The sequence below is a fragment of the Paenarthrobacter sp. CCNWLY172 genome, from assembly GCF_037402035.1.
Taxonomy (GTDB): domain Bacteria; phylum Actinomycetota; class Actinomycetes; order Actinomycetales; family Micrococcaceae; genus Arthrobacter.
Genome location: NZ_JBBEGB010000017.1, coordinates 15,511 through 38,424 on the forward strand (window position 1 = coordinate 15,511; position 22,914 = coordinate 38,424).

The following is a 22,914-nucleotide window of genomic DNA, read 5'->3' on the forward strand; positions in this document are numbered from 1 at the left end:
GAATGCAGAACACTACCCAGTGCGTACCCACGGGTCCAGAGAATAAACGCACGACGGCGTCCGGGAACCTCTGTCGCCCGGACCTTCAGTGAAGTAAGTTGCTCGCATGGAGGACTCATATCAAGTCATCGTTGTGGGTGCCGGATTCGCGGGCGTAGCGGCAGCCAAGGAACTCGGGCGCAAAGGCGTCAAGGTCTTGCTGATCGACTCGAACAACTACCACCAATTCCAGCCACTCCTTTATCAGGTAGCTACATCCCAGATCGGAGTCTCGGCAATTGCGCGGCCACTCCGGTCCGTGTTCCGACGCTTCAAGTCGGTTAAGGTCCTCACGGCGAAGGTCGAGTCCGTGGATGCAGCACAGCGGTCCGTCAGCACGGAAGACGGACAGACCCTGCGCGCGAAGATCCTCGTTATTGCAGTCGGCGCCGTTCCGAACTTTTTTAATACCCCTGGCGCAGAGGAGTTGGCGTTCCCGCTGTATTCCGTCACAGACGCCACCAGGCTGGGCACTGGCCTTACCCGGCTGCTGGACCAAGCCGACAGAAACCCCGACGGTTCCGTCGACGTAGTGGTGGTGGGAGGCGGGCCCACCGGCGTGGAGACCGCCGGAGCGATGGCGGAAAACGTCAAATATGTGGTGAGCAAGTATTTCTCGCCGGAGCTCGCAGCACGATGCCGGGTGCATTTGGTGGACATGGTTCCCAGTGTCCTGAACATGTTCTCCAAGAAATCCCAGAGCTATGCCACTGATCATTTGAAGAAGGTGGGCGTTCACCTTCATATGGGAGTGGGCGTCACCGAGGTCCGGCCGGACGGAGTGATCCTGGCAGACGGCAGCTCCGTGCCGGGACAGATCGTGGTGTGGGCCGGAGGCCTGAAAGCGGGCGATCTCATTGCCGGGTCCGGGCTGACGCAGGGGAGAGGGGGGCGCATTGACGTCAACACTGACCTGACGGCTCCGGACGCGAAGGGCGTATACGTCATTGGGGATTGCGCCAACATCACCGACTCCACCGGTGCGAAGCTTCCGCAACTGGGGTCCGTGGCTCAACAGGCAGGAAAATGGGCCGCCAAGAACATCCTTGCGGACCTCGGCGGGGGCATCCGGACGCCCTTCCACTATGTGGATAAGGGTTATATGGCGATGGTGGGTCGTGGCGCCGCAGTGGCAGAGTTGGGTCGCAAGCGAATCCAGCTGCAGGGGATTTTCGCCTTCTTATCCTGGCTCCTCGTCCACCTCGCATTGTTGTCCGGCCTCCAACAAAAGATCCGTGCCTTGTTCTCCTGGCTCAACGGCTATCTGCTGCATAGCCCCGCGCAAGTTGTTGTCAGCGGGCCCATCGAGAAGGAACCAACGGAACAGGATCCACCGGGCCCGGAGGTTTCCCAGGGGTCCTGACGAGGAACCGGCAGCTGTTTTGCGGGGTCCCTGGTTGAACAGCCGCGCTTCTTCTTCAGGCGGCAAGCAAGTTCTTGGCTGCAGCAATCAGCTCAGCATTGCCTTCAGCGCGCTCTCCATGGGGGAGTAGGAGCGTATCTTCGAGACCGATTCTGGTGTCCAATCCCCACCGGGCTGCCAGCTTCAGCGCAGCCCAGGTGGACCGTTCCTCGCCGTGGAGCAGGGTCGGCACCTGGACCGCTGGTTCCCGCAACAGTTCCAAGAGACATTTGGCCTCGCCTTCCACAGCCTCGGCCGGGATGTCCTGTAGCTCGATCAACACCCTCAGGCATTCAGCCCGGAATGGCGAGCAGGCCCATCGGCGGGCAGCGTCCGCATGCCAGATTCCCGCCTCGATGCCAATACCGCGGGCGTGAAGGGCGCCGGCCACTTCTTCGGCACCGTCCTCGTGCCAATTTACGGATGCAAAATCCGGTGCCTCACGCCATGACTCCACCATCTTCACGCGCGACGATGCGTCGGGGGAAGTCCAGGCACCCGTTGTCACGCCCACAGGTACGTCAGGACAGGCATGACGCACTGCGCGCAGCCATTGGGTGACGTAGTGCGGTTCCATGGTGTCCGCGCCCTGAGGATTCTTAGGATGGACATGCAGGCTGTGGGCGCCTGCAGCCACGGCCGCCGCAGCTTCCTGGGCAATCATGGCGGGATCTGCCGCCAGCCGTTGGTGGAGCGAGACGTTCCGAGCCCCGTTGAGGCAAGCCTGTAGCATCACACCGCCCATGGTACGAGGTTGTCTCCGTGGGGCGGGATCTTATTGAGCGGCCAAACTGGGAAGATAGCAGAAGGAATCCCGAATCAAGGAGCAACATCATGACCCTCAAAGAACGCCTGAAAGCCGACGTGGTTGACCACATGAAGGCGGGCAACAAGGTTGCGCTGACCACAGTGCGCAACGTGCTGGGTGAGATTACTACCCGTGAGAAGTCCGGGAAGACGCCGGTCGAGTTGGACGACGCCCAGGTGACATCACTGCTCCAAAAGGAAGCCGCCAAGCGCCGGGACACTGCCCGCATCTACACGGAGGCCGGCGAATCCGAGCGCGCAGCCGCCGAAGTGGCGGAGGCTGAAATTATCGAGGCTTACCTGCCAAAGGCCCTGACCAGGGAAGAAGTGGAAGCAATCGTCGACGACGCCGTCCAGGCGCTGAAGGCTGATGGCCAAGAGCTTTCCATGCGTTCCATCGGAGCCGTGATGAAGCCCGTCACCGCCAAGGTTGCAGGACGTTTTGACGGCAAGACTGTCAGCGAGATCGTGCGCGGACGCTTGGCGTAGCGAGGTCAGTTGACCCCCAGCAGCCACCGCAAAGTGTCAGCGTTTCGCACGGCGTTACCACCGCCGTCGTTGTTGAAGTAGACGTACACGTCCTTGCCGGAACCGTCCCACTCCCGAATCCGTTCCGCCCACCAGCGGAGATCGTCATCGGAGTATGAGCCGCCGTAGAGGTGCTCATGGTCCGGGCCGTGCAGTCGAACGTAAACAAACGGCGCGGTGGCGCGCAGGATGCAGGGCAGATTGGCGCCACTCATGATGCAGTATGCGGCCCCGTGGCGCTCCAGCAGTGAATAGACGTCGGGGTGGTCCCAGCTGTCGTGGCGGAACTCGACGGCAACTCGGATCCAGTGGGGCAGGGCGGCCAGGAAGTAGTCCAGCCGGGCGTCGTCGCGGGCAAAACCGGGTGGGAGCTGGACCAACAGGACGGCCCGTTTGTCGCCGAGCTCGTGCCAGCAGCGAATGATCCGTTCCACCCACACCTCCGGGCTGTACAGCTTCTTGGCGTGTGTGAGTCCCCGTGGCGCTTTGACGGACATGGCAAAGCCCGGAGGCAGGCGGTTTCGCCAACTCGCAAACGAGGTGTCCCGGGGCCAGCGATAAAAGCTCGCGTTGAGCTCCACTGTGGTGAACCTGGCCATGTACTGGGCCAGGCGCTTTGAAGCCGGAAGCCCCGGCGGATAGAGCACATTTTCCCAGTGGTCGTAGCTCCAGCCCGAGGTGCCGATGTGGATGCCCATGGTGTGAATGTACCCGCGCTGGACCTCCCCAACCCGGGTGTTACAGCTTGCCGCTCCGGGCCATCAGGGCCTGGAGATCTTCGGCCACCTTGGCTACTTCGCGCTGCCGGGCGCTGGGCGTTGGATTGGAACCGGGTTTGCTGCTGCGCGTTGCCGGGTGTGCAGGCCGTCGGGACGTGCGGGCTGGGCGGTGAAGCTGCGGATCGCGCGAGGGCGCGTCGACAGTGACGGCTCCCTGCAGGGGATCGTGGAAGAGTGGGAGGTTCATACTTCCCGATCCTGACAGAAGCGGCCCTGGGCCGGTATGGACAGGTGCATACGCCGTCACGGCACGGCTGTGCAAATGTCCATCCGGGCCGGGGCAGGCACCTAGCCCCAGAGAGCCTTCTTCAGCAGGGTCCTCAATTGGGCATTCTCGTCCTCGCTGAGTCCCGCAAGCTGGGTCTCTTCGCACACTTCAAGGGCAGCCCTCGCCTTGTTGTGGATCCGCCGGCCCTCGGCTGTGGAGACGATGATCTTCGCCCGGCGGTCCTGTTTGCCCTGAGCCCTCTTGACCAAGCCGCGGTGTTCCAGGTCGTCCACAAGGCTGACCACCTGGCTGGGGTCCAGGCTGAGGAAATCGGCGAGCTCCCGCTGCGTAGGTTCCAGCCCGCTGCACGCAAGAGTCAGCACGGAGAAGGACCGCTCCCTGAGTCCGTAATCTGCCAGGGCCTTGTTGTTCAGCAGTGAACCCGTGGCATGCAGTTTGGCCAGCAACAGGCCCACATCGCTGCCGATTTTTGCTGCGGCCAAGCGCGGGGTTTCCACTTCGGTGCTTTGCGGGCCCATGACAACTCCAATAGTAATGAAAAACAATCGTTGACTTTTTCAATGATCCGTATTCTCATTGATCATGACAAGGATCTCACGACGCAGTGGGATCGGCCTCACCGGCTCCGGCCGGTTACTGCATGCGAAGGAGCACGCCATGAGCTTGAACGGCAAGGTTGCAATCGTTACTGGAAGTGGACAGGGTCTTGGACTCGCTTATGCGAGGGAGCTCGCCCGCCAGGGTGCCGCCGTCGTTATTAATGACGTGAACGCTGAAACCGCTGCGGAGGCTGTCGCGCACATTGAGGCCGACGGTGGCCGGGCCGCCGCCGTGGTGGTTCCGGTGGGCAGCACTGATGCTGCGAAGGCGTTGGTGGCGGGTGCTGTTGAAGCATTTGGCCGGCTGGACATCCTGGTCACCAACGCCGGGATCCTGCGGGACAAGAGCCTGTTGAAGATGACGGATGAGGATTTCGATCTGGTCATCAACGTCCACCTGCGCGGAACCTTCACCTGCGTCCGCGAGGCGTTCGCCTACTTCAAGGAAAACAACATTCCCGGGCGGATCATCACCATCGGTTCGCCCACGGGCCAGCGCGGTAACTTCGGCCAGACCAACTACGCCGCTGCCAAGGCCGGGATCGTGGGCATGGTCCGGACCTGGGCGCTTGAGATGAAGAAGGCGGGCGTGACCGTCAACTCCGTCATTCCGGTGGCGGCGACGGCGATGACCAGAACGGTCCCGTATTTCCAGAAGGCCGTTGAAGCAGACGAGCGTGGCGAGGCCATGCCGGCGTTCTTCCGCCACGACCTCGGTTTCGGAACGGCCGACGACGTCGCCGGGCTGATTGCCTTCCTCGCCTCTGACGCGGCCGCCGGGATTACCGGCCAGGCAATCGGTGCCGGTGGTGACCGGCTCCAGGTCTGGACCCACCCGGCGGCGGCCACCACCGAGTACCGCGACGGTGGCTGGAGCTACGAGGCCCTGCAGGAGAATGCAGCTTCGCTGTTTGGTTCGGATGCGCTGCAGAGCTACGGCGAGGAATTCCTGCCGCTGCCTGAGGAACTCCGGCCCGAGCCGGCGGCCGTACCGGCGCAGGCCCGCTGATCATGGCCGACCGCTACGAACTGGGCATCGACGTTGCGAAGCTCGACGCGATCGACATGCACGTCCACCTGGAAGTGGACAGCTGCGGTCATGGCTCGCTCCCGGAAGAACTGACGGAGGCCTCGGCGAAGTATTTCAAGTCCGAGGACAGGACGCCGTCCCTGGACCGGATCGCTGAGGTATACCGCGAACTGAACATGGCCGCCGTCGTCTTCACTGTCGACGCGCGGACGCAGCTCAAGCATGAGCCCAACAGCATCCCGGAGCTGATCGAGGGCGCTGCCCGGAACAACGATGTGCTGATTCCCTTCGGCAGCGTTGATCCTCGGACGGGGGAGGACGCAATCGCCGGGGCGAAGCACCAGGCTGTTGAACGTGGTGCCCGGGGTTTCAAGTTCCACCCCTCGCTGCAGGGCTTCGACCCGTCCAATGAGGCCTTCTATCCGCTCTGGGAAACCCTTCAGGAACTTGGGCTGCCGTGTATTTTCCACACGGGCCAGAACGGCATGGGTGCAGGGCTGCCCGGTGGGTATGGGATCAAGCTCGCGTACTCCAACCCGTTGCTGCTGGATGCTGTTGCCGCTGACTTTCCGGGCCTGCAGGTCATCATGGCCCACCCCTCGGTGCCGTGGCAGGACGAGGCGAACTCGATCGCGACGCACAAGTCCAACGTGTTCATTGACCTGTCCGGATGGTCGCCGAAGTATTTCCCGGAGTCGCTGGTGAAAGCCTCGAATTCGGTGCTGCAGGACAAGGTCCTGTTCGGCACGGACTACCCGCTGATCACCCCGCAAAAGTGGCTGGGTGCGTTCGCTGACCTGCCACTGAAGGATGAAGTCCGTCCAAAAATCCTCAAGGACAACGCTGTCCGGCTGCTGGGACTCGGTGGCTGACATGACCACGAGTACGGCAACGAATGCGGAACAGCGGCTCTATTCCGTGGCGGACTGGTACGACGCCGAAGCACTCCTCACCACTGAAGAGCGTCAGGTTTTGGGCCGGCTGCGCGGCTTCCTTGAGGCGGAAGCGAAGCCACTGCTGGCTGAGTACTGGGAACGGGGAGAGTTCCCGGAGCAGTTGGCTCAGCCGCTGATCGATCTTGACGTGATGGAACCTTCCGATCTCACCGTGGAGGGGCCGGCAAGAGGGATCTACCACGGCTTCCGGATCTTCGAACTGGCCCGCACGGACGCTTCGTTGGCAACCTGGTACACCGCCCAGGCGGGGCTGTTCAGGACAGCGATCCGTGTTGGTGCTTCCGAGGAGCAGCAGCGCGAGTGGATGCCCAAGGTCATCGACTTCTCCCTCAAAGGTGTCTTCTCGCTGACCGAACCAGGGCACGGCTCGGACATCGCCGGAGGGCTTTCCACCACTGCCCGTTTCGAAGAAGGTCCCGACGGCGGAAGCTGGGTTCTGGACGGCGCAAAGCGGTGGATCGGGGGCGCCTCCACGGCCGATGTATTGTGTGTGTTCGCCAGGGACGTTGCCGATGGACAGGTCAAAGCGTTCCTCGTGGACCGGACCGCCACCGGCGTCAGCCTGGAAAAGATCCATGGCAAAACCTCGCTCCGGATGATGCAGAACGCCCATATCACCCTGAACAAGGTCCGTGTACCCGAGGCCATGCGCCTCCACAAGGTGAACTCGTTCAAGGACGTTGCCTCGATGCTTCGGGCGATGCGCTCGGACGTAGCCTGGATCGCCACCGGCATTCAAGCAGGCGCGTTCGAAGCAGCGCTGGCCTACGTCAAGGAACGCCAGCAGTTCGGCCGGTCGCTGGGGTCCTTCCAGCTGGTCCAGGAAAAGCTGGCCCGGATGCTCGGCAACATCACCGCTTCGCTTTCACTGGTGGTGCGGCTGACTGAGCAGCAGGGATGGGGCATCTACCGGGACCAGGACTCGGCCTTGGCCAAGATGCAGACGTCCTTGATGATGCGCGAAACCGTCGCCTTGGCCCGTGAAGTGGTGGGCGGCAACGGCATCACCCTCGCGGCCGACGTCGCGCGTTTCCATGCCGATGCCGAAGCCGTCTACTCCTACGAAGGCACCCACGAGATCAACGCCCTCATCGTGGGACGCGCCCTCACCGGCGCCAGCGCCTTTACCAACTAATCCTTCTCAAACCTCAACACCAACTGCCAGGAGGCAAAGATGCCCAATCTCGTCGTCGATTTCGACACCCTGCTCACCATGTCCGGCAAGGACCTCGGCACCACCGATTACCGCGAGATTACCCAGCAGCAGATCAACCTGTTCGCTGACGCCACGGACGATCAGCAGTGGATCCACACCGACCCCGAGCGCGCCAAGAGCGGTCCGTTCGGGGCTCCGATCGCGCACGGCTTCCTCACCCTGTCCCTGATCATCCCTTTCTGGGGCGAACTGTTCGACGTAGACGGGGTCACCACCAAGGTCAACTACGGCCTGGACAAAGTCCGCTTCACCTCCCCGGTCAAGGTCGGCTCCAAAGTCCGTATGAACGGCAGCATCGCCGAAGTTACCGAAGTCAAGGGCGGCGCCCAGATCAAGGTCAACGCCACCATTGAAATCGAAGGCCAGGAACGCCCCGCTGTCGTGGCCGAATTCCTGGCCCGTTTCTACAAATAAAGATCCAATTCCCTTCCCTCCTCTCCCAAGGAACAGCCATGTCAGGACACACTGCGCTCGCACAGCCGAGCACGGCCGCCAAGCGCAAAGAGGCGCGCACGGTCATCATGTCCAGCTATCTGGGCAGCACCATCGAGTTCTACGACTTCCTGCTCTACGCAACAGCGGCAGCGGTCGCTTTCCCCAAAGTCTTCTTCGCAGGCACCGATGAATGGGTTGGCGTAGTTGCTGCCTATGCCACGTTCGCGGCAGGCTATGTTGCCCGTCCCTTGGGCGGCATCATCTTCGGCCACTTCGGCGACCGCATAGGGCGCAAGGGCATGCTGATCGTGTCCATGGCGATGATGGGCATTGCCTCCACGTTGATTGGCCTGATTCCGGGAGCCAGCGTCATTGGCCCGTGGGGAGCTGTGATCCTGGTGGTCCTGCGTGTCTGCCAGGGGATCGCTGTCGGCGGTGAATGGGGTGGGGCCGCACTGATGGCCCTGGAACACTCCGATCCCAAGAGGCGAGGCTTCGCGGCGTCGTTCGTGAACGCTGGCGCACCCACCGGGGCTGTCCTGGGCACCGTGGTCATGGGCATCTTCTCCGCCCTCCCGCAGGACGCATTCCTGGCATGGGGCTGGCGGGTGCCGTTCCTGTTGTCCTTCGTGCTGCTGATCGTGGGCATGTTCGTGAGGTTGCGGGTTTCCGAAAGCCCCATCTTCGCCGAAGCCGTGGCCAAGGAAAGTGCCCAGGGGACCAAGCGCAAAATCCCGCTCCTGGAAGTTCTGAAACGCCCCAAGGCGCTCATCATGATCATGTTTGCCGGTGCCGCCGGCTTCGGACTGCAGGTAGTACTGCCCACCTTCTCCGTGACCTACGCCGTATCCAAGGGCGCACCACAGCAAGGCGTGCTCTATGCCTTCGCAGGTGCCTCGGCTATTTCCATCCTGTTCGTCCTCTTGGGCGGCAGGCTCTCGGACCGTTTCGGCCGCCGCCCGGTCATGGTGACTGGCTTGGCCTTGTTCATCCTTTACCTGTTCCCCATGTTCGGGATGCTCAGCTCCGGCAACATCGCTTTGGTCTTCCTGGCCTTCACGGTGGCGCTGGTTCTGCACTCGTCCCTCTACGGACCCCTTGCCGCGTTTGTTTCCGAACAGTTCGGCACCACCAACCGCTACACGGGGGCAGCCGTCGGCTACCAATTGGCCACCCTGATCGGCGCGGGCTTCACACCGGGCATTGTGGCCGGCCTCTATAAGGACTCCGGCCAAAGCATCGTCCCCGTGGTGGTGTTCCTGTCCATCATGTCGCTGGTATCGATTGTCTTCATCCTGCTGACGCGGGAGTCTAAGAACAACGACCTTTCAACGGTCAGTTAGGAGTAGCACACCATGGACAACAACGGAGTTGGATCCTGGCTGCACCGCCGCCGCAATAAGTCCGGAACCGCAACGGCCCTCATTTCCGGTGATCAAGCGCTGAGCTACGACGCGCTCGCCGACCGCACCGACCGTTTGGCCAACGCCCTCAAAACCAGGGGAGTAACCAAAGGGGACCGCGTGGCCTACCTCGGTGAGAACCACGCGTCCTTTGTGGAGACGTTCTTCGCCTGCGGTCTGCTGGGCGCGATCTTCGTTCCGTTGAACACCCGCTTGGCGGCTCCGGAGCTGCAGTTTCAACTGCAGGATTCCGGCGCGCGGCTCCTGATCAACGCCGAGGCCCTGGACGTCGTGGCCTCCGCGTCCGTGACCGACACAGTGGTAACCCACCGTCTTGTAGTGGCGTCCGACGGCGGCACTGATGGTTCCGCCCATAAGCTGCCGTCCGGCGTCGAGCACTATGGCGAGGTGCTTGACGCTGCAACCGCGGAGCCGCTTGATGAGACCGTGACGCTGGACGACGCCGCCATGATCCTCTACACGTCCGGCACCACCGGCAAGCCCAAAGGCGCGCTGCTGACGCATGGCAACATCACGTGGAACTGCATCAACACGGTGGTGGACATGGACCTGAACCGCAACGATGTAGCGCTCATGATCTCGCCGCTGTTCCACGTAGCGTCCCTGGATATGGGTCTGCTTCCCATGCTCCTCAAAGGAGCCACCGTGGTGCTTGAAGCGAAGTTCGACGCCGGGCGGGTCCTGGAGTTGGTGGGCCGGCACAAGATCACCACGCTCAACGGCGTTCCCACCACCTTCCAGATGCTCTGTGATCACCCCGGATGGTCGACGGCGGACCTCAGCTCCCTGGATAAGCTCACGTGCGGTGGTTCCGCGGTACCGGGCAGGGTCCTGGAAGCATATGAGGCCCGCGGTATTGGATTCACCAGTTGTTATGGCATGACCGAGACCGCGCCTGGCGCAACGATGCTGCCGGTATCGCGGTCCAAGGAGAAGGCCGGATCTGCCGGGCTGCCGCACTTCTTCACGGACGTGCGGATCGCCGGTCCGATGGGCGGCGTTGCTCCCGCGGGCGAGGTAGGGGAAATCCAGATCTCCGGGCCCAACGTGATCAAGGAGTATTGGAACCGCCCGGAAGCCACCGCAGACAGCTACGCGGATTCCTCGTGGTTCCGCTCCGGCGACATGGGCCATCAGGACGCGGAGGGATTCCTGTTCGTGTCCGACCGGATCAAAGACATGATCATCTCCGGCGGCGAGAACGTCTACCCGGCCGAGGTTGAGGCGGCCATCGCGGAGTTGACCGCGGTAGGGAGCGTGGCGGTGATCGGCGTTGCCGACGATACCTGGGGTGAAGTGCCCCGCGCCATCGTCACCCTGCGGGACGGAAGTTCCCTGACCGAGGAGCAACTGCGCTCGCATCTCGACGGCCGGCTGGCGCGGTACAAGATCCCCAAGTCAGTGGTGTTCGTTGAGGAAATGCCGCGCACGGCCAGCGGCAAGATCCGCAAGACGGACTTGCGGAGGCACTACGCCCTGTGACGCCGCCGGCCGGGCCCGGTGGAAATCGACGTAATTCGTGTCGGGTAATGAGGGGTCTGAGAGCAGCCAACGGCCGACATAATCCGTTATCAGGCTAAATCCGGGTTAATTTCATCCATCGAACTGCCTAATTGGCCTCGGGGGCATTACGATAGGCACGACTCATCACCTGAGTACGAACGCATCGTAACGACTCACACCTAACCCCGGGGGATATACCAATGAGCACTTACCCGCAACAACCGCAGCAGACCCAGCCCTACACCGCACAGGCTGGCGAACCGCCGCTGTGGGCACCGTACTACGGCGCTCCGATCGGTGCAGCCGTCAAGCGTTTCTTCAAGAAGTACACCGCGTTCAGCGGCCGCGCCAGCCGCAGCGAATACTGGTGGGTGGCACTGGTTCTGGGTGTCGTGGGCTTCGTCCTGCAGATCCTGACCCTGGTTCTTGGCAGCGCCGGCGCCACCGTTTCTGCAAACGGAACCACCACTCCTGGCCCGGGCTCTGTTGTCGGCCTGATTCTGGCCGTCGTTTTTTACCTGGCAATCCTCATCCCGTCCATCGCCCTGCTGGTTCGCCGCCTCCACGACGGCAACTTCAGCGGGTGGCTCGTCCTGATCGGCCTGATTCCCGGCTTGGGCGGACTTGCGCTGCTGGTGTTCTCGCTTCTGCCGTCCAACCCGGCCGGCCAGCGTTTTGACCAGCCGACTGCATAGTCAGCCAAGCACTAAGTAAAACGCTCCAACGAAAAAGGGCGGCGCCTCGTGTGCCGCCCTTTTTTGTGCCCTCTTTGTCCCCCCTTCACCGTTCCGCCCCGGCGGTCATGACATGCTGGGACTGACGCGGACCGAGCCCCAATGACGAGGAGTGCCATGCCCAACCGTCCACGCAGGAGAACCATCAGGCGTTGCGCCGTGGTGGGCGGTGGGATCATCGGTGTTGCGGTGGCCAGGGAGCTCGCCACCACACTCGACGGCGTCCAGGTCACCATTTACGAAAAGGAAAACCGGCTCGCGGCACACCAGACCGGCCACAACTCGGGTGTGGTCCATGCGGGCCTCTACTACGAGCCGGGAGGGCTGAAAGCAAGGCTGTGCCGCAGGGGAGTGGAGTTGCTGCGGGAATTTTGCGCCGCGAAGAACCTTCCCTATGAGGCCTGCGGCAAGTTGGTGATCGCCCAGACACCGGAGGAGTCCACGCGTTTGGACGCCATCTTCGCCCGGGCCACAGCCAACGGTGTCCCCGGAGTGAGGATGCTGGGCGGCGGGCAGATACACGATGTGGAGCCGAACGCCGTCGGACTTTCTGCCTTGCACTCGCCGGAAACGGCGATCGTCGACTATACGGCCATTACCGAGGCGCTCGCCGAGGACGTTCGAGCCATGGGCGGGACCATCCGGCTGGGGCAGGAAGTACTCGGGCTGGAGCAGCAGGCCAGTGGGGTAGTGGTGACCACCCGGGATGGTGGCGAACATTTCGACCTGGTGGTGGCGTGCGCGGGGCTCCAGTCGGACCGTCTGGCTGAGGCGACTGGCGAGCCGGCGACCCCGAAAATCGTCCCGTTCTTCGGCCAGTACTTCCTGGTGGGCCCCGAAGCCCGCCACCAGGTGAAGGGCTTGATCTATCCCGTGCCGGACCCCAAACACCCGTTCCTCGGCGTGCACCTCACCAAGCGGATTGACGGCGAAATGATGCTTGGCCCCAATGCCTTCATCTCCTTCGGGCGGGAGTCCTATGCCTGGAACCAGGTGAAGATGAGTGATGTTGCCAGCTATGCGCTCTTTCCGGGCTTCTGGAATTTTGCCCGGCAGAATGTGCCGTCGGCGGTCCGAGAATTCCAGACCGTAGTGAGCCGGAAGAAATTCATCCGGGAAGCGATGCGCTTTGTTCCGTCCTTGGAAGGCGCCAGCATCCTGCCCGGCACCCGTGGCGTGCGCGCACAGGCCATGAACAGTGATGGCTCGCTGGTGGACGATTTTGTGATTGCGCGACGCCGGGACACGGTTTTGGTGCGTAACGCACCATCGCCGGGGGCGACGTCGTCGATGGCCATCGCGGAGTACATCGTGGAGCAGGCGCTGCAGGACTGACAGTTAACACGCCGGTGACGCAGCCGAAACCGCCTCCACATCAGGGCTGGATACGGTTGCCGCATGATCGCTTCATTGGCTTCGCTGGCAACCCGTCTCGGCACCACCTTGGGGCAATGGATCGAGGCCGCCTACGTCCTGGATTGCGCTGAAGTGGAGGCCAGGGACGAGCACCGTCTGGCGTGGCTGCCCGCGCTGAGCGGCGTGACGGTGGCCAGCGCCCAGGCCATCCAATCGCACACTGCGAGGGTGCAGCCAGAGCCATAGAGAACGCTGCGAAAGCTGCCATATGTTGCGTTGGGCACACTATTCGTTAAACGCGGGGAGTATGCCCTAAACTGCTTCACTGAGGTGCCGGAATAGGCACTATGCAGCAACGAAAGCGAACCCTCAATGGCTACTGATTACGACGCCCCGCGCAAGACCGAAGAAGACTCTCCGGCTGAATCTCTTGAGGCTCTTCAGGCATCCCGTGGCAACGCTGCACAGACTGCAGTCATCGACGTCGAAGAAAACGACACTGCCGAGGGTATCGACCTTCCCGGTGCTGATCTTTCCGGTGAAGAGCTGACCGTCATTGTTGTCCCGGAGCAGTCGGACGAATTCACCTGTGGTTCATGTTTCCTGGTCCGTCACCGGTCCCAGATTGCGCTCGAAAAGAACGGCCTCAAGTTCTGCAAGGACTGCGAAGGCTAGATAACGCCGGGGTCTCGTTATCTTCGATCACGAACATGGGTGCGAAGGCCCTTAAAAACTGCCCGCACCGGCCGTGGATTTGGTATTTGATGTCCCTCCCGTGACCACCTTGTTGCCCCTTTAACGGTTATGCGCCGAAGCGGCAACAACCAGTCCAAAGTGGCTTGCGTCCTCCTAATGTTGAAGTATCAACTTCGCCTGAAGGGGGCACAAAAAATGAGGAAAATTGGAGCGGGTCTGGCAGCCGTCCTGGCCGCAGCCGGACTCGGTCTGGCGGCGCCGGGGCCTGCCTCGGCGGCATCTTACTGCGGACTTGCCTGGGGTTCGTTGGCCAAAGCCGACCCCGACATGAGTTCCGCCTACGTCACCAATGTCCGCACGGGCCAACAGTCGTGTTTCGACCGTCTCGTGATCGACATGACCGGAAAGGTGGCCGGCTATTCCGTCCGCTATGTCCCGGTAATCACCCAGGACGCCACCGGCTACCCGATCCCCGTGCTTGGTGACGCAGACCTGCAAGTGGTGGTGACTGCGCCGTCCTATAACCAGTACAGCCAGCCCACCTACCTGCCCGCAGCCAAAGCGGAGCTCTCCAACGTCTCCGGTTATCAGACCTTCCGCCAGGTGGTTTATGCCGGCAGCTTTGAGGGCACCACGAGCATTGGGCTGGGTGTCCGTGCCCGGCTTCCGTTCAGGGTCTTCACCTTGGACGGGCCCGACGGCGGCTCCCGCCTGGTGGTGGACGTCGCCCATCGCTGGTGATTGAAGCTGCGGGTCGCCGAGAATGTACGAAAGCGGCCAGTTCGCCGGAACTTTCCGGGTGAACTGGCCGCTTTTCAGCGTTTTCGACGCTCGTTATTCAGGCACCACCAAAGCCGGGGTATCCTTCCGGATTGTCTCGCCGCGGAAGAACCCGGGCCGGACGCGGGACATGATCAGCATGACAACGGCGCCGAATACCAGGATGCCGATGCCGAGGACGAATACCAGTCCCACTCCGAAGATCTCCGAGCCACTGCCAAACTCCGGAGCCCAGCTGTCCACTGCGGTCTGCAGGAACACCACGAACAGGCCTACGCCACCAATCAACGGGCATACGAGCCGCAGGAAGAAGTTCCGGGCATTGGCGAACAGGCTGTTCCGGAAGTACCAAACACAGGCGATGGCGGTGAGCCCGTAGTAGAAGCAGATCATCAGGCCCAGGGCCAGGATGGTGTCGTTCAGGACGTTCTCACTGATCACGTGCATCACCGCGTAGAAGCCCGCGGACAGGACGCCGGCCGCGACGGTGGCGAAGCCCGGCGTCGAGAACTTCTTGCTCATGTGGCTGAAGCGTTCCGGCAGGGCCCCGTAGTGCGCCATGGCCAGCAGGCTGCGGGACGGCGACGTGAAGGTGGACTGCAGGGACGCCGCGGAGCTGGAGAGCACGGCGAGGGACATGAGGATTGCGAACGGGCCCATTACGGGTGAGGCGAGTGCGGTGAAGACGTTTGCGTGGTTTTCCTCGTTGTTCAGGCCGATTCCTGTGTCACCCACGCCGGCAAACATCATGGTGGCGATGGTGACCAGCAGGTAGATGCCCAGGACTATGACGGCCGTGAGAGTGCCCGCAAGTCCGGCGGTCTTCTTGCCGTTGGCGGTTTCCTCGTTCACGGTCAGGCAGACATCCCAGCCCCAGTAGACGAAGATCGACAACGAGATGCCGGCTGCGATCTGGCCAAAGGTTTCGATCTTGGTGACGTCGAACCAGTCCCAGCTGAAGGGAACAGCCGTCTCTGACGTGGACCAGTTGGCGAAGGCCATGCCCACGAAAAGTCCAAGGACCAGCAGTTGGAAGCCCACCAAGCCGTACTGCACAATCTTGGTGGTGTGCAGGCCCCGGTAGCTGATCCAGACGGCCAAGGCCACGAATACGAAGCACGTGGCGACGTTAAGGAGCTTGTTGGAGGCGAGATCGGCGAGCTCCGGTGAGCCGGTGGCCTGCGCGAGGAACAGGTAGAAGAAGTCCACGGCGACGCCCGCCAGGTTGGACAGGACAATGATATTGGCCGCGAGCAGGCCCCAGCCACCCATCCAGCCCACCCAGGGGCCGAACGCTTTGGTGACCCAGGTGAACGTGGTGCCGCTGTCCGGGGAGTCTGCGTTAAGTTCCCGGTACGCGAGCGACACCAGGATCATCGGGATGAAGCCGATCAGGAAGATCACGGGCAGTTGCAGCCCCACTTCGTTGACCGTAGGGCCAAGGGCGCCCGTCAGCGTATACGCCGGGGCGATGGTTGAAATGCCAAGAACGACGACGGCGAGGAGCCCCAACTGCCCCGTCTTCAGTCCCTTGCCGCTGATGTCGTGCGACGTTGCAGCGTCACTGCCGCTGCGGCGGATTGTCTGGCTCATAAGAGGCCCTTTCTAGATGGCCGAAGGCTGTTGCTGCGTGATGCAGTGGATGCCGCCGCCCCGGGGGAAGAGTTCCCGGGCGTCAACACTGACCGCGCGGCGTCCGGGGCAGGAATCGGAGGGAATGCGGAGGGCGTTCCCGTCCATGGGGTCGTTGAAACTGCAGGCGATGACGTCGTCTGCGACGGCAGGCGCCAAGCGCTCAAGCGAAGACTGCCTCGGGTTGGGCCTGTGCTGGCGCGGCGCCGAGTGGGGTGTTCAATCATGGTGGCAAGTACTCCGTGAGACGACAATCACTAAATGAATAGCGTTCATTTAGTATGGCGGGAGTCACGCTTGAGCGCAAGAAGGGTCCAGAATGCCATTCGTTTATGACTGGTGCGGGGGCGGCGTTGGCTGGGGTGCGCAGGGGTGTGTGCAGGGGGCCATGGTGAGGCCGCTAATAATGTCTGTGCCCTCTGGGAGAGTATGGACATGGAGCAGATTCGGGAACCGCAAGCGGGGGCAGTAGTCTCTGCTGCGCTTGTTCCTGCGCCAGTTCCTGCCTCTTTTCCGGGCACAATGGCGGTCGATTCCGGGCGTGCTGCTCGGCTGACGGGTCCAGTTGTTGACGAGTCCGGTCCCTCCGGTCCTATCAGCGGTGATCTGATCGATCAACTGCGGGCGCTGGAGGCGATGAAGTCGGCCATCGTTGGTTTGCAGGCGCGGATTGCCGTGGCTTTTGATCTGGCGCAACGTCACGAACAAGCCGAGGCCGGTGTTCCTTCGTCCGAACGAGGCAGGGGTGTGGGTGCGCAGGTGGCGTTGGCGCGGCGGGAGTCCCCGAACCGGGGCTCCCGGCTCTTGGGGTTGGCGAGGGCGTTGGTGACGGAGATGCCGCGTACGTTGGCCGCGTTGGAGTCAGGTCAGCTCAATGAGTGGCGGGCGACCCTGCTCGTGAAGGAGACGGCATGCTTGTCCGCGGAGGACCGGTGTGCGGTGGACGAGGAACTCGCCCCCGACACCGGCACTTTCGAGGGGAAGGGTGATCGGGCGATCATCGCGGCGGCCAAGGCTGCGGCGTACCGGCGTGATCCTCGCTCGGTGGCCCAGCGTGCCAGTCATGCCGCGACCGAGCGGACCGTGAGCCTGCGTCCGGCGCCGGACACCATGACGTATCTGACGGCCCTGCTTCCGGTCGCCCAAGGCGTGGCTGCCTACGCGGCCTTGACCCGGGCTGCTGATTCGGCCCGTTCCACTGGGGATGCCCGTGGCCGTGGCCAGGTCATGGCGGATACCCTCGTCGAACGCGTCACCGGCACGCCCGGCGGCGTCGCGGGGGTAGATCTGCAGCTCGTCATGACCGACCGGACGCTCTTTCAGGGCGACAGTGAACCAGCCCGCCTCAAGGGCTACGGAATCGTCCCCTCAGAATGGGCCAGAACCCTGGTCGGTGCAGGAAGGTCAGCGCGATCAGGACACAAGCCGAAGGCCGGTCCCGAGTTCTGGCAGCAGCAGGGCCTGCGGCCGGGCTTCGGGTCCTGGCCGGACCAAAACTCGCGGGCCGCACGGTCTGGGCCGCCGAGACAGGAGGTCGCGGGGAGGCTGTCGGGCATAGAAGTCCCGCCGAGCAAGGAAGTCCCGCCGGAGCAGGATCGCGAGTTTACGGTGTGGCTTCGCCGGCTTTACACCGCGCCGGCCACCGGCGAGCTCCTGAGCATGGACTCCAAAGCGAGGATCTTCCCGCCGCGGCTTAGACGCTTCATCGAAACCCGCGACGACACCTGCCGCACCCCTTACTGCGACGCGCCCGTCCGCCACATCGACCACATCGTTCCGTGGCACTCAGGCGGTACTACTACAGTGACCAACGGGGCTGGACTTTGCGAAGCCTGCAACCACACCAAGGAAAACCCCGGCTGGACCGCGAGCCCGATCAACGGGGGCGTCCACACATTAGAACTCCGCACGCCCACGGGGCATGCCTACCGTTCCCAGGCCCCACCTTTGCCGGGGAGGGATCGCTCCGCAGGCGATGGCCGTGCCGTGATTGATGCTTCGTCCGAAGATACGGATCGGGCCGTGCCAGACTTAGCCCGGCAAAAGCGGCAGAACCTTGCCCGTTTTTAGGTCCCAGAACCCACGCCTGGAGCGCTCTCTTGTCGGGGTGCCTACTAATCGGCGTCAGCCCACCATGGCGGGCATGCCGGGACCAATCCAGTCAGCTGCCTAGGGGAGTGTCGGCAGCGTGAGGATTTCGGCTCCGTCCTTGGTGATGGCAATCGTGTGCTCGCTGTGGGCGGTGCGGCAGCCAGTGACGCTTCGGAGGGTCCAGCCATCCGCGTCAGTGACCAGCTGCGCAGTGTCCGCCATAACCCAGGGTTCCAAAGCCAGCAGCAAGCCGGGGCGGAGTTTGTATCCGCGGCCGGGCCGTCCCATGTTGGGCACGTGCGGATCCTGGTGCATGGTCGATCCGATGCCATGGCCACCGAACTCTGTGTTGATGGGGTAGCCGGCCTCGCCGAGGACTGAACCGATGGCGTACGAGAGGTCGCCGATGCGGGCGCCGGGGCGGGCAGCCGCGATACCGGCACGCAGGGCCCGTTCGGTTGCGTCAATCATCGCGACGCTTTCCGGGGGCTGTGATTGACCCACGATGAAGCTGATGGCCGAGTCTGCAGCAACGCCGCGAAGGGAGACGGCGAGGTCGAGGGTCAGCAGGTCGCCGTCGGCAAGGCTGTAGTCCCGGGGTAGGCCGTGCAGGACGGCATCGTTGACGCCGGTGCAGATGTAGTGGCCAAAGGGCCCTCGCCCAAAGGAAGGAGCGTAGTCGACGTAACAAGACACGGCTCCCGCTTCAAGGATCATGGCCTTGGCCCACTGGTCGATGTCCAGGAGGTTTGTCCCAACTGCGCAACGGCTCTTCAGGGTGTGCAAAATGTTGGCGACCAGGGCGCCCGCCTCCTTTGCGCGGAGCAGTTCGGCAGGGCTAAGGATCTCGATCATGCGGCAACTTTCTCTCATGTGACCAATAACTATCCCGGCCATATTATCCCGGTATTAGAATTGGAGCCATGGTCAGGTTGCCGCTAACACCCGCAGAGGCCGAGCGTGGACAGCGTCTCGGTGCTCTCTTGCGACGCGCGCGGGGTGAGCGCTCGATGTTGGAGACAGCCCTCGACGCCCGTGTCTCGCCGGAAACACTCCGGAAGATCGAGTCCGGCCGCGTGGCGACGCCGGCCTTTCCCACTGTCGCCGCGATCGCCGAGGTCCTTGGCCTTTCCCTCGACGAGGTGTGGGCGGAGATTAATCGGCCCGAGCTCGGTGTTGAGCCAGGAGGTTCCCGCCGGAACGCCCGTGAATGGCTGGCCTCCTAGGGCTCAGTGTCAACAATCTCATCGCTGGGGCCGCGCCCTGACGTGAAGCCGCTCGCCCTGCTGGCCGAAGAGTGTCAGCAGTTCCACCGGCTCCGTGGTGGCACTCGCAAACCAGTGCGGAGTGCGCGTATCGAATTCCGCTACCTCGCCCGGCTTGAGGACGAGGTCGTTCTCGCCGAGTACCAGCCGTAGTTTGCCATTGAGGATGTACATCCAGTCGTAGCCCTCGTGGGATTGCGGTTGGGGAATCTCCTTGCCTGTGCCGCTCTTCAAAACCATTTTGAACGCCTGGATTCCGCCGGGTCGCTTTGTGAGCGGAAGGGCTGTGCCCCATTCGTGGACGTGCGGCTTGAGGTGGACGCGTGGATCACCCGTTTGCGGAGCATCAATCAATTCTTCGAGGGGAACCTGATGCAGCCGCGCTATGGGGAGGAGAAGTTCCAGCGTGGGTTTGCGCTGGCCTGACTCCAATCGTGAGAGCGTGCTGACGGAAATGCCTGTAGCTTCCGAGGCCTCGGCGAGGGTCACGTTGCGTTGGGTCCGCATGGCGCGCAGGCGCGGACCGACGGCGTCGAGCATGGTGCTGAAATCGGTCGTCATGCCTTCAGTTTGCCATAACGGCAAATTTCCTTGCTGATCCTGCTGGTGGTGCCGAACCATGGAAGAAGCGGCACAAAGCCGCCTGGAACCCGTGGAGGCACAGTGAGTGAAGAACCAAGCAAGAGCCAAATGGCCGGACAAGCCGAACAATACGACGTCGTTGTCGTCGGTGGTGGCGCGGCTGGGTTAAGTGCGGCGGTCACGTTGGGGAGGGCTCTTCGGTCAGTCCTCGTTGTCGACGGCGGCGAGCCACGGAATGCACCCGCCGCGGGCGTGCACGGCTTCCTGTCCAGGGACGGGATCAACCCCCGGGAACTACTGGCACTTGGACGCGCGGAGGCGAGCCAGTACGGGGCCGAGGTGGTGGCCGGAACAGTCGTCGCGGCACGTTCGACGGCGGACCCCACCGCAGGTGCGGAGCTTGCGTTCGAGCTCGACTTGGCCGACGGCCGGACGGTGGGTGCCCGCCGGCTGCTCGTCACCACCGGTTTGACGGACGTCTTGCCCGACATTGAGGGCATCCGGGAACGTTGGGGACGCGACGTTCTCCACTGTCCCTATTGCCACGGCTGGGAGGTGCGGAACAAGGCTATTGGAATTCTGGGGTCAGTGCCGATGGCGTTGCACCAGACGCTGCTGTTCCGTCAATGGAGCCCCAACATTACGCTGTTCCTCAACGACGTCGTGGAGCCGACGGAAGAAGAATGGGAGCAATTGCGTGCCCGTTCCATCACCGTGGTGGACGGCAAAGTGCGGTCGCTGGAAGTAACCGATGACGCCTTGAGCGGCGTTGTCCTGGCTTCGGGCACAGTGGTTCCGGTGGAAGCCGTGGTGACCGGAACCCGTCTGGAGGCCCGGTCTGCCGTGCTGGAATCCCTGGGCGTCCCCTCAGTGCAGCATCCTATTGGAGTGGGGACCCACGTTGAAGTGAATCCGCAGGGTGGGGCGACCTCGGTGCCAGGTGTCTATGCTGCGGGAAACGTCACCGATCTTATGGGCCAGGTGATGGCCTCCGCGGCTTCGGGGAATATGGCTGGGGCCGTGATCAATGCCGACCTCATCGCCGAAGAGACCAGACTGGCAGTGGACGCCGCGCGGTTGTCGATGCTGTCAGGATGAATGGTCGGTGGACCTGCTTCGCTTGCTGATCCAGCGCGAAGTCGGCGCCAGCCTCTTCTTCGACCATCGCGACCCGGCCATGGTGAGCTGGTTGGGCAACCGCCGTTACAACTGATCAAAAAACAGTCGACTTGTCGCGTTGACGAGAGGACCATTAAAGGACAGCCGTTGAAGGAGGTTGGGTATGTGTTACGCGTACTACGACGACTTCGAGCGGCGCACGAAGAAGGACTCCGCGCGCAAGCCCGAGATGTACACGTCTGATGCAAAAAAGGAAGAAGCCCCGGCTGAGAGCCGTCCACGGACCGAAGGAACGCTGTGGACCTTCCTGGCCCGCCGTCGCAGGGAATTTGAGGTTTCCGAACCGAAGATCGACCGCATCCGCGAGAAAGTCTAGGCAGACACCGGACTGGACCCGCACACACGAAAGGCGCTGCACCCGCAGCGCCTTGCGTGTGCTTAGCGCGCCAGCTCGGCGCGGAGAGGATACTTGGCGCCGTCCAGGATCACTTGGAGGCAGGAGCCGTCCACCGGATTCAGCAGAATGGGCGCCATGAGATTTACCGTGGTCTTCTCCGGCGTCGGGTTGACCACCACCAACACCGTCAGCTCTGAAACAGAGGCAAGGCCAAGCGCCTCCAATGCCGCCGCGGGGATACCCGGAGCATAGTCGGGTGCGTAAACAGCGGCGTCGGCCACGAACATCCGCACTCGCGGCTCGGAAACTTCCAGGGCGTACAGACCCTGGGCGCCGGGGACTTCGCGCAGGGAGAACCCCTCCGCCGACTCCAGTCCAGGCATGGGTGAGGCAAAGACCAAGGTGTCGAAAGCCAGCGCCGTGCTCATCGGAGGAAATCCATGAGCGTGGGCTGCAGCACCTTGGCCGTCACGGCAAGCGCCACCTGATAGTTGGTTTCCTGCAATTTCAAATCCATAACCGCCTTTCCCAAGTCCGTGTCTTCGACGCGGGCTCTTTGAGTTTCCAGCGTAGCCTTCATCCCTTCCAAGGAGTCCTGGGCCTGGCCTAGGCGCGTTTGCCGCATGCCCACATCGGATCTGCCATCGATCACGGCCTTGATGCGCTCGCCAAGAGCGGCCAGCCGTCCGTTGGGATCGGCCCCGGAACGGATATCCGCGACGACGTCACTCACCAGCGCGAAAACGGAGCCGGCGCCGTCGCCAAAGATGGCTCCGCCGTCGGAATCCACGCGGACGGTCCGTGCCGGGTCGACGCGACGTTCCACGGAACTGCCGCCGGTTCCAACAAAGGACGGGGGAGTGGTGTTGGTGAAAGCGCCTACTGTGTCCGAACTTCCGGCAAAGACATTGCGCCCCAGGTACTGCGTGTTGGCCTGCGTGAGGAGGTCCTTGCCCAGGCCTTCGATCTCGACGGCGATCGCTTCCTTTGCGGTGCTGTTGAGGGTTCCGTTGGAGGCCTGGACCACCAGGTCCCGCACGCGGTTGAGGATGTTGGTGGACTGCCCCAGTGCGGTGTCCGCGGCGGCGAGCCAGCCGTTGCCGTCGCTGATGTTGGTGCCGTATTGCGCGGCCGCACTCAGTTGGGCACGCATGGCGATGGCCTGGGCCGCGCCAGCGGGATTGTCCGATGGGCGGCTGATGTTCTTCAACGTCATGGCCCGTTCCTGCAGTTCGGCGAGCCGGGACTGGGCCGACTGCAGGTTCCGCTGCGCGGAGGCGGACATCATCTGGTTGGTGACGCGATTGAGCACGGC

The 22,914-nt window shown here is 62.8% G+C and carries 26 protein-coding genes and 1 pseudogene; 17 read left to right on the top strand and 10 right to left on the bottom strand.

Annotated features, from left to right (window positions below):
* The first annotated feature begins 106 nt into the window (after window positions 1-106).
* On the top strand, window positions 107-1,402 hold the full coding sequence (locus tag WBN73_RS19615) for an NAD(P)/FAD-dependent oxidoreductase (protein WP_207596460.1): 1,296 nt from the start codon (window positions 107-109) through the stop codon (window positions 1,400-1,402).
* Window positions 1,403-1,457: 55 nt separating this feature from the next.
* On the opposite strand, the gene WBN73_RS19620 is transcribed toward WBN73_RS19615, so the two are convergent.
* Window positions 1,458-2,186, bottom strand: coding sequence for a 3-keto-5-aminohexanoate cleavage protein (locus WBN73_RS19620; protein WP_207596462.1), 729 nt, complete (start codon window positions 2,184-2,186; stop codon window positions 1,458-1,460).
* 89 nt (window positions 2,187-2,275) lie between these two features.
* Here WBN73_RS19620 and WBN73_RS19625 point away from each other — a divergent pair, with 89 nt between their 5' ends.
* Complete coding sequence (locus WBN73_RS19625) at window positions 2,276-2,737, top strand: GatB/YqeY domain-containing protein (RefSeq protein ID WP_207596464.1); 462 nt, start codon at window positions 2,276-2,278, stop codon at window positions 2,735-2,737.
* A 5-nt stretch (window positions 2,738-2,742) separates the two neighbouring features.
* Here WBN73_RS19625 and WBN73_RS19630 read toward each other — a convergent pair whose 3' ends face one another.
* The 3 genes from WBN73_RS19630 to WBN73_RS19640 form a co-directional block, all read right to left on the bottom strand.
* Entirely contained in the window at window positions 2,743-3,474 is a 732-nt protein-coding gene (locus tag WBN73_RS19630) for a DUF72 domain-containing protein (protein WP_207596466.1), read from the bottom strand.
* A gap of 40 nt (window positions 3,475-3,514) precedes the next feature.
* Complete coding sequence (locus WBN73_RS19635; protein ID WP_207596468.1) at window positions 3,515-3,742, bottom strand: hypothetical protein; 228 nt, start codon at window positions 3,740-3,742, stop codon at window positions 3,515-3,517.
* Between the two features lie 101 nt (window positions 3,743-3,843).
* The gene (locus WBN73_RS19640; protein ID WP_207596470.1) at window positions 3,844-4,302 is read right to left on the bottom strand and encodes a MarR family winged helix-turn-helix transcriptional regulator; all 459 of its coding nucleotides are present in this window, start codon (window positions 4,300-4,302) and stop codon (window positions 3,844-3,846) included.
* 139 nt (window positions 4,303-4,441) lie between these two features.
* Between WBN73_RS19640 and WBN73_RS19645 the strand changes: the two genes are divergently transcribed.
* The 11 genes from WBN73_RS19645 (at window position 4,442) to WBN73_RS19695 (ending at window position 14,474) form a co-directional block, all read left to right on the top strand.
* Window positions 4,442-5,392: an SDR family NAD(P)-dependent oxidoreductase gene (locus WBN73_RS19645; protein ID WP_207596471.1), complete on the top strand. Its 951-nt coding sequence runs from the start codon at window positions 4,442-4,444 to the stop codon at window positions 5,390-5,392.
* A gap of 2 nt (window positions 5,393-5,394) precedes the next feature.
* Window positions 5,395-6,285, top strand: coding sequence for an amidohydrolase family protein (locus WBN73_RS19650; RefSeq protein ID WP_207596473.1), 891 nt, complete (start codon window positions 5,395-5,397; stop codon window positions 6,283-6,285).
* A gap of 1 nt (window position 6,286) precedes the next feature.
* Entirely contained in the window at window positions 6,287-7,504 is a 1,218-nt protein-coding gene (locus tag WBN73_RS19655) for an acyl-CoA dehydrogenase family protein (RefSeq protein WP_207596475.1), read from the top strand.
* 39 nt (window positions 7,505-7,543) lie between these two features.
* The gene (locus WBN73_RS19660) at window positions 7,544-7,999 is read left to right on the top strand and encodes a MaoC family dehydratase (protein ID WP_207596477.1); all 456 of its coding nucleotides are present in this window, start codon (window positions 7,544-7,546) and stop codon (window positions 7,997-7,999) included.
* Window positions 8,000-8,037: 38 nt separating this feature from the next.
* A complete protein-coding gene (locus WBN73_RS19665; RefSeq protein ID WP_207596479.1) occupies window positions 8,038-9,363 on the top strand; it encodes an MFS transporter in 1,326 nt (441 codons plus the stop codon).
* Window positions 9,364-9,375: 12 nt separating this feature from the next.
* Window positions 9,376-10,926 (top strand): acyl-CoA synthetase, encoded by a 1,551-nt coding sequence (locus WBN73_RS19670; RefSeq protein WP_337341088.1) that lies wholly within the window; start codon window positions 9,376-9,378, stop codon window positions 10,924-10,926.
* Window positions 10,927-11,147: 221 nt separating this feature from the next.
* A complete protein-coding gene (locus WBN73_RS19675; protein WP_207596483.1) occupies window positions 11,148-11,642 on the top strand; it encodes a DUF805 domain-containing protein in 495 nt (164 codons plus the stop codon).
* 156 nt (window positions 11,643-11,798) lie between these two features.
* Window positions 11,799-13,016: an L-2-hydroxyglutarate oxidase gene (gene lhgO / locus WBN73_RS19680; protein WP_207596484.1), complete on the top strand. Its 1,218-nt coding sequence runs from the start codon at window positions 11,799-11,801 to the stop codon at window positions 13,014-13,016.
* A gap of 63 nt (window positions 13,017-13,079) precedes the next feature.
* Window positions 13,080-13,283 (top strand): hypothetical protein, encoded by a 204-nt coding sequence (locus WBN73_RS19685; RefSeq protein WP_207596485.1) that lies wholly within the window; start codon window positions 13,080-13,082, stop codon window positions 13,281-13,283.
* A gap of 126 nt (window positions 13,284-13,409) precedes the next feature.
* Window positions 13,410-13,712, top strand: a complete 303-nt coding sequence (locus tag WBN73_RS19690) for a DUF4193 domain-containing protein (RefSeq protein ID WP_207596486.1) — start codon at window positions 13,410-13,412, stop codon at window positions 13,710-13,712.
* Window positions 13,713-13,928: 216 nt separating this feature from the next.
* Complete coding sequence (locus tag WBN73_RS19695; protein ID WP_207596487.1) at window positions 13,929-14,474, top strand: AMIN-like domain-containing (lipo)protein; 546 nt, start codon at window positions 13,929-13,931, stop codon at window positions 14,472-14,474.
* A gap of 93 nt (window positions 14,475-14,567) precedes the next feature.
* Here the strand turns inward: WBN73_RS19695 and WBN73_RS19700 are convergent, their stop codons facing one another.
* Both WBN73_RS19700 and WBN73_RS19705 read right to left on the bottom strand, forming a co-directional pair.
* A complete protein-coding gene (locus tag WBN73_RS19700; protein ID WP_207596488.1) occupies window positions 14,568-16,106 on the bottom strand; it encodes an APC family permease in 1,539 nt (512 codons plus the stop codon).
* 12 nt (window positions 16,107-16,118) lie between these two features.
* A pseudogene (locus WBN73_RS19705) lies at window positions 16,119-16,280 on the bottom strand (agmatine deiminase family protein); the annotation flags it as partial.
* A gap of 294 nt (window positions 16,281-16,574) precedes the next feature.
* On the opposite strand from WBN73_RS19705, the gene WBN73_RS19710 reads away from it, so the two are divergent.
* Window positions 16,575-18,215 (top strand): HNH endonuclease signature motif containing protein, encoded by a 1,641-nt coding sequence (locus WBN73_RS19710; protein WP_207596489.1) that lies wholly within the window; start codon window positions 16,575-16,577, stop codon window positions 18,213-18,215.
* A gap of 99 nt (window positions 18,216-18,314) precedes the next feature.
* On the opposite strand, the gene map is transcribed toward WBN73_RS19710, so the two are convergent.
* The gene (map, locus tag WBN73_RS19715; RefSeq protein ID WP_207596490.1) at window positions 18,315-19,091 is read right to left on the bottom strand and encodes a type I methionyl aminopeptidase; all 777 of its coding nucleotides are present in this window, start codon (window positions 19,089-19,091) and stop codon (window positions 18,315-18,317) included.
* A 68-nt stretch (window positions 19,092-19,159) separates the two neighbouring features.
* On the opposite strand from map, the gene WBN73_RS19720 reads away from it, so the two are divergent.
* Window positions 19,160-19,462 carry a helix-turn-helix domain-containing protein gene (locus tag WBN73_RS19720; RefSeq protein ID WP_207596492.1) on the top strand — a complete coding sequence of 101 codons (303 nt, stop codon included), beginning with the start codon at window positions 19,160-19,162 and terminating at the stop codon, window positions 19,460-19,462.
* A gap of 18 nt (window positions 19,463-19,480) precedes the next feature.
* On the opposite strand, the gene WBN73_RS19725 is transcribed toward WBN73_RS19720, so the two are convergent.
* Window positions 19,481-20,062, bottom strand: coding sequence for a helix-turn-helix domain-containing protein (locus tag WBN73_RS19725; protein ID WP_207596494.1), 582 nt, complete (start codon window positions 20,060-20,062; stop codon window positions 19,481-19,483).
* A 129-nt stretch (window positions 20,063-20,191) separates the two neighbouring features.
* On the opposite strand from WBN73_RS19725, the gene WBN73_RS19730 reads away from it, so the two are divergent.
* Window positions 20,192-21,181: an NAD(P)/FAD-dependent oxidoreductase gene (locus WBN73_RS19730; protein WP_207597485.1), complete on the top strand. Its 990-nt coding sequence runs from the start codon at window positions 20,192-20,194 to the stop codon at window positions 21,179-21,181.
* 184 nt (window positions 21,182-21,365) lie between these two features.
* On the top strand, window positions 21,366-21,578 hold the full coding sequence (locus WBN73_RS19735; RefSeq protein ID WP_207596496.1) for a hypothetical protein: 213 nt from the start codon (window positions 21,366-21,368) through the stop codon (window positions 21,576-21,578).
* 62 nt (window positions 21,579-21,640) lie between these two features.
* On the opposite strand, the gene WBN73_RS19740 is transcribed toward WBN73_RS19735, so the two are convergent.
* Window positions 21,641-22,027 carry a flagellar assembly protein FliW gene (locus WBN73_RS19740; RefSeq protein ID WP_207596497.1) on the bottom strand — a complete coding sequence of 129 codons (387 nt, stop codon included), beginning with the start codon at window positions 22,025-22,027 and terminating at the stop codon, window positions 21,641-21,643.
* A complete protein-coding gene (gene flgL, locus WBN73_RS19745; protein ID WP_207596498.1) occupies window positions 22,024-22,911 on the bottom strand; it encodes a flagellar hook-associated protein FlgL in 888 nt (295 codons plus the stop codon). The genes WBN73_RS19740 and flgL overlap by 4 nt, the downstream gene beginning before the upstream one ends.
* Window positions 22,912-22,914: the final 3 nt, after the last annotated feature.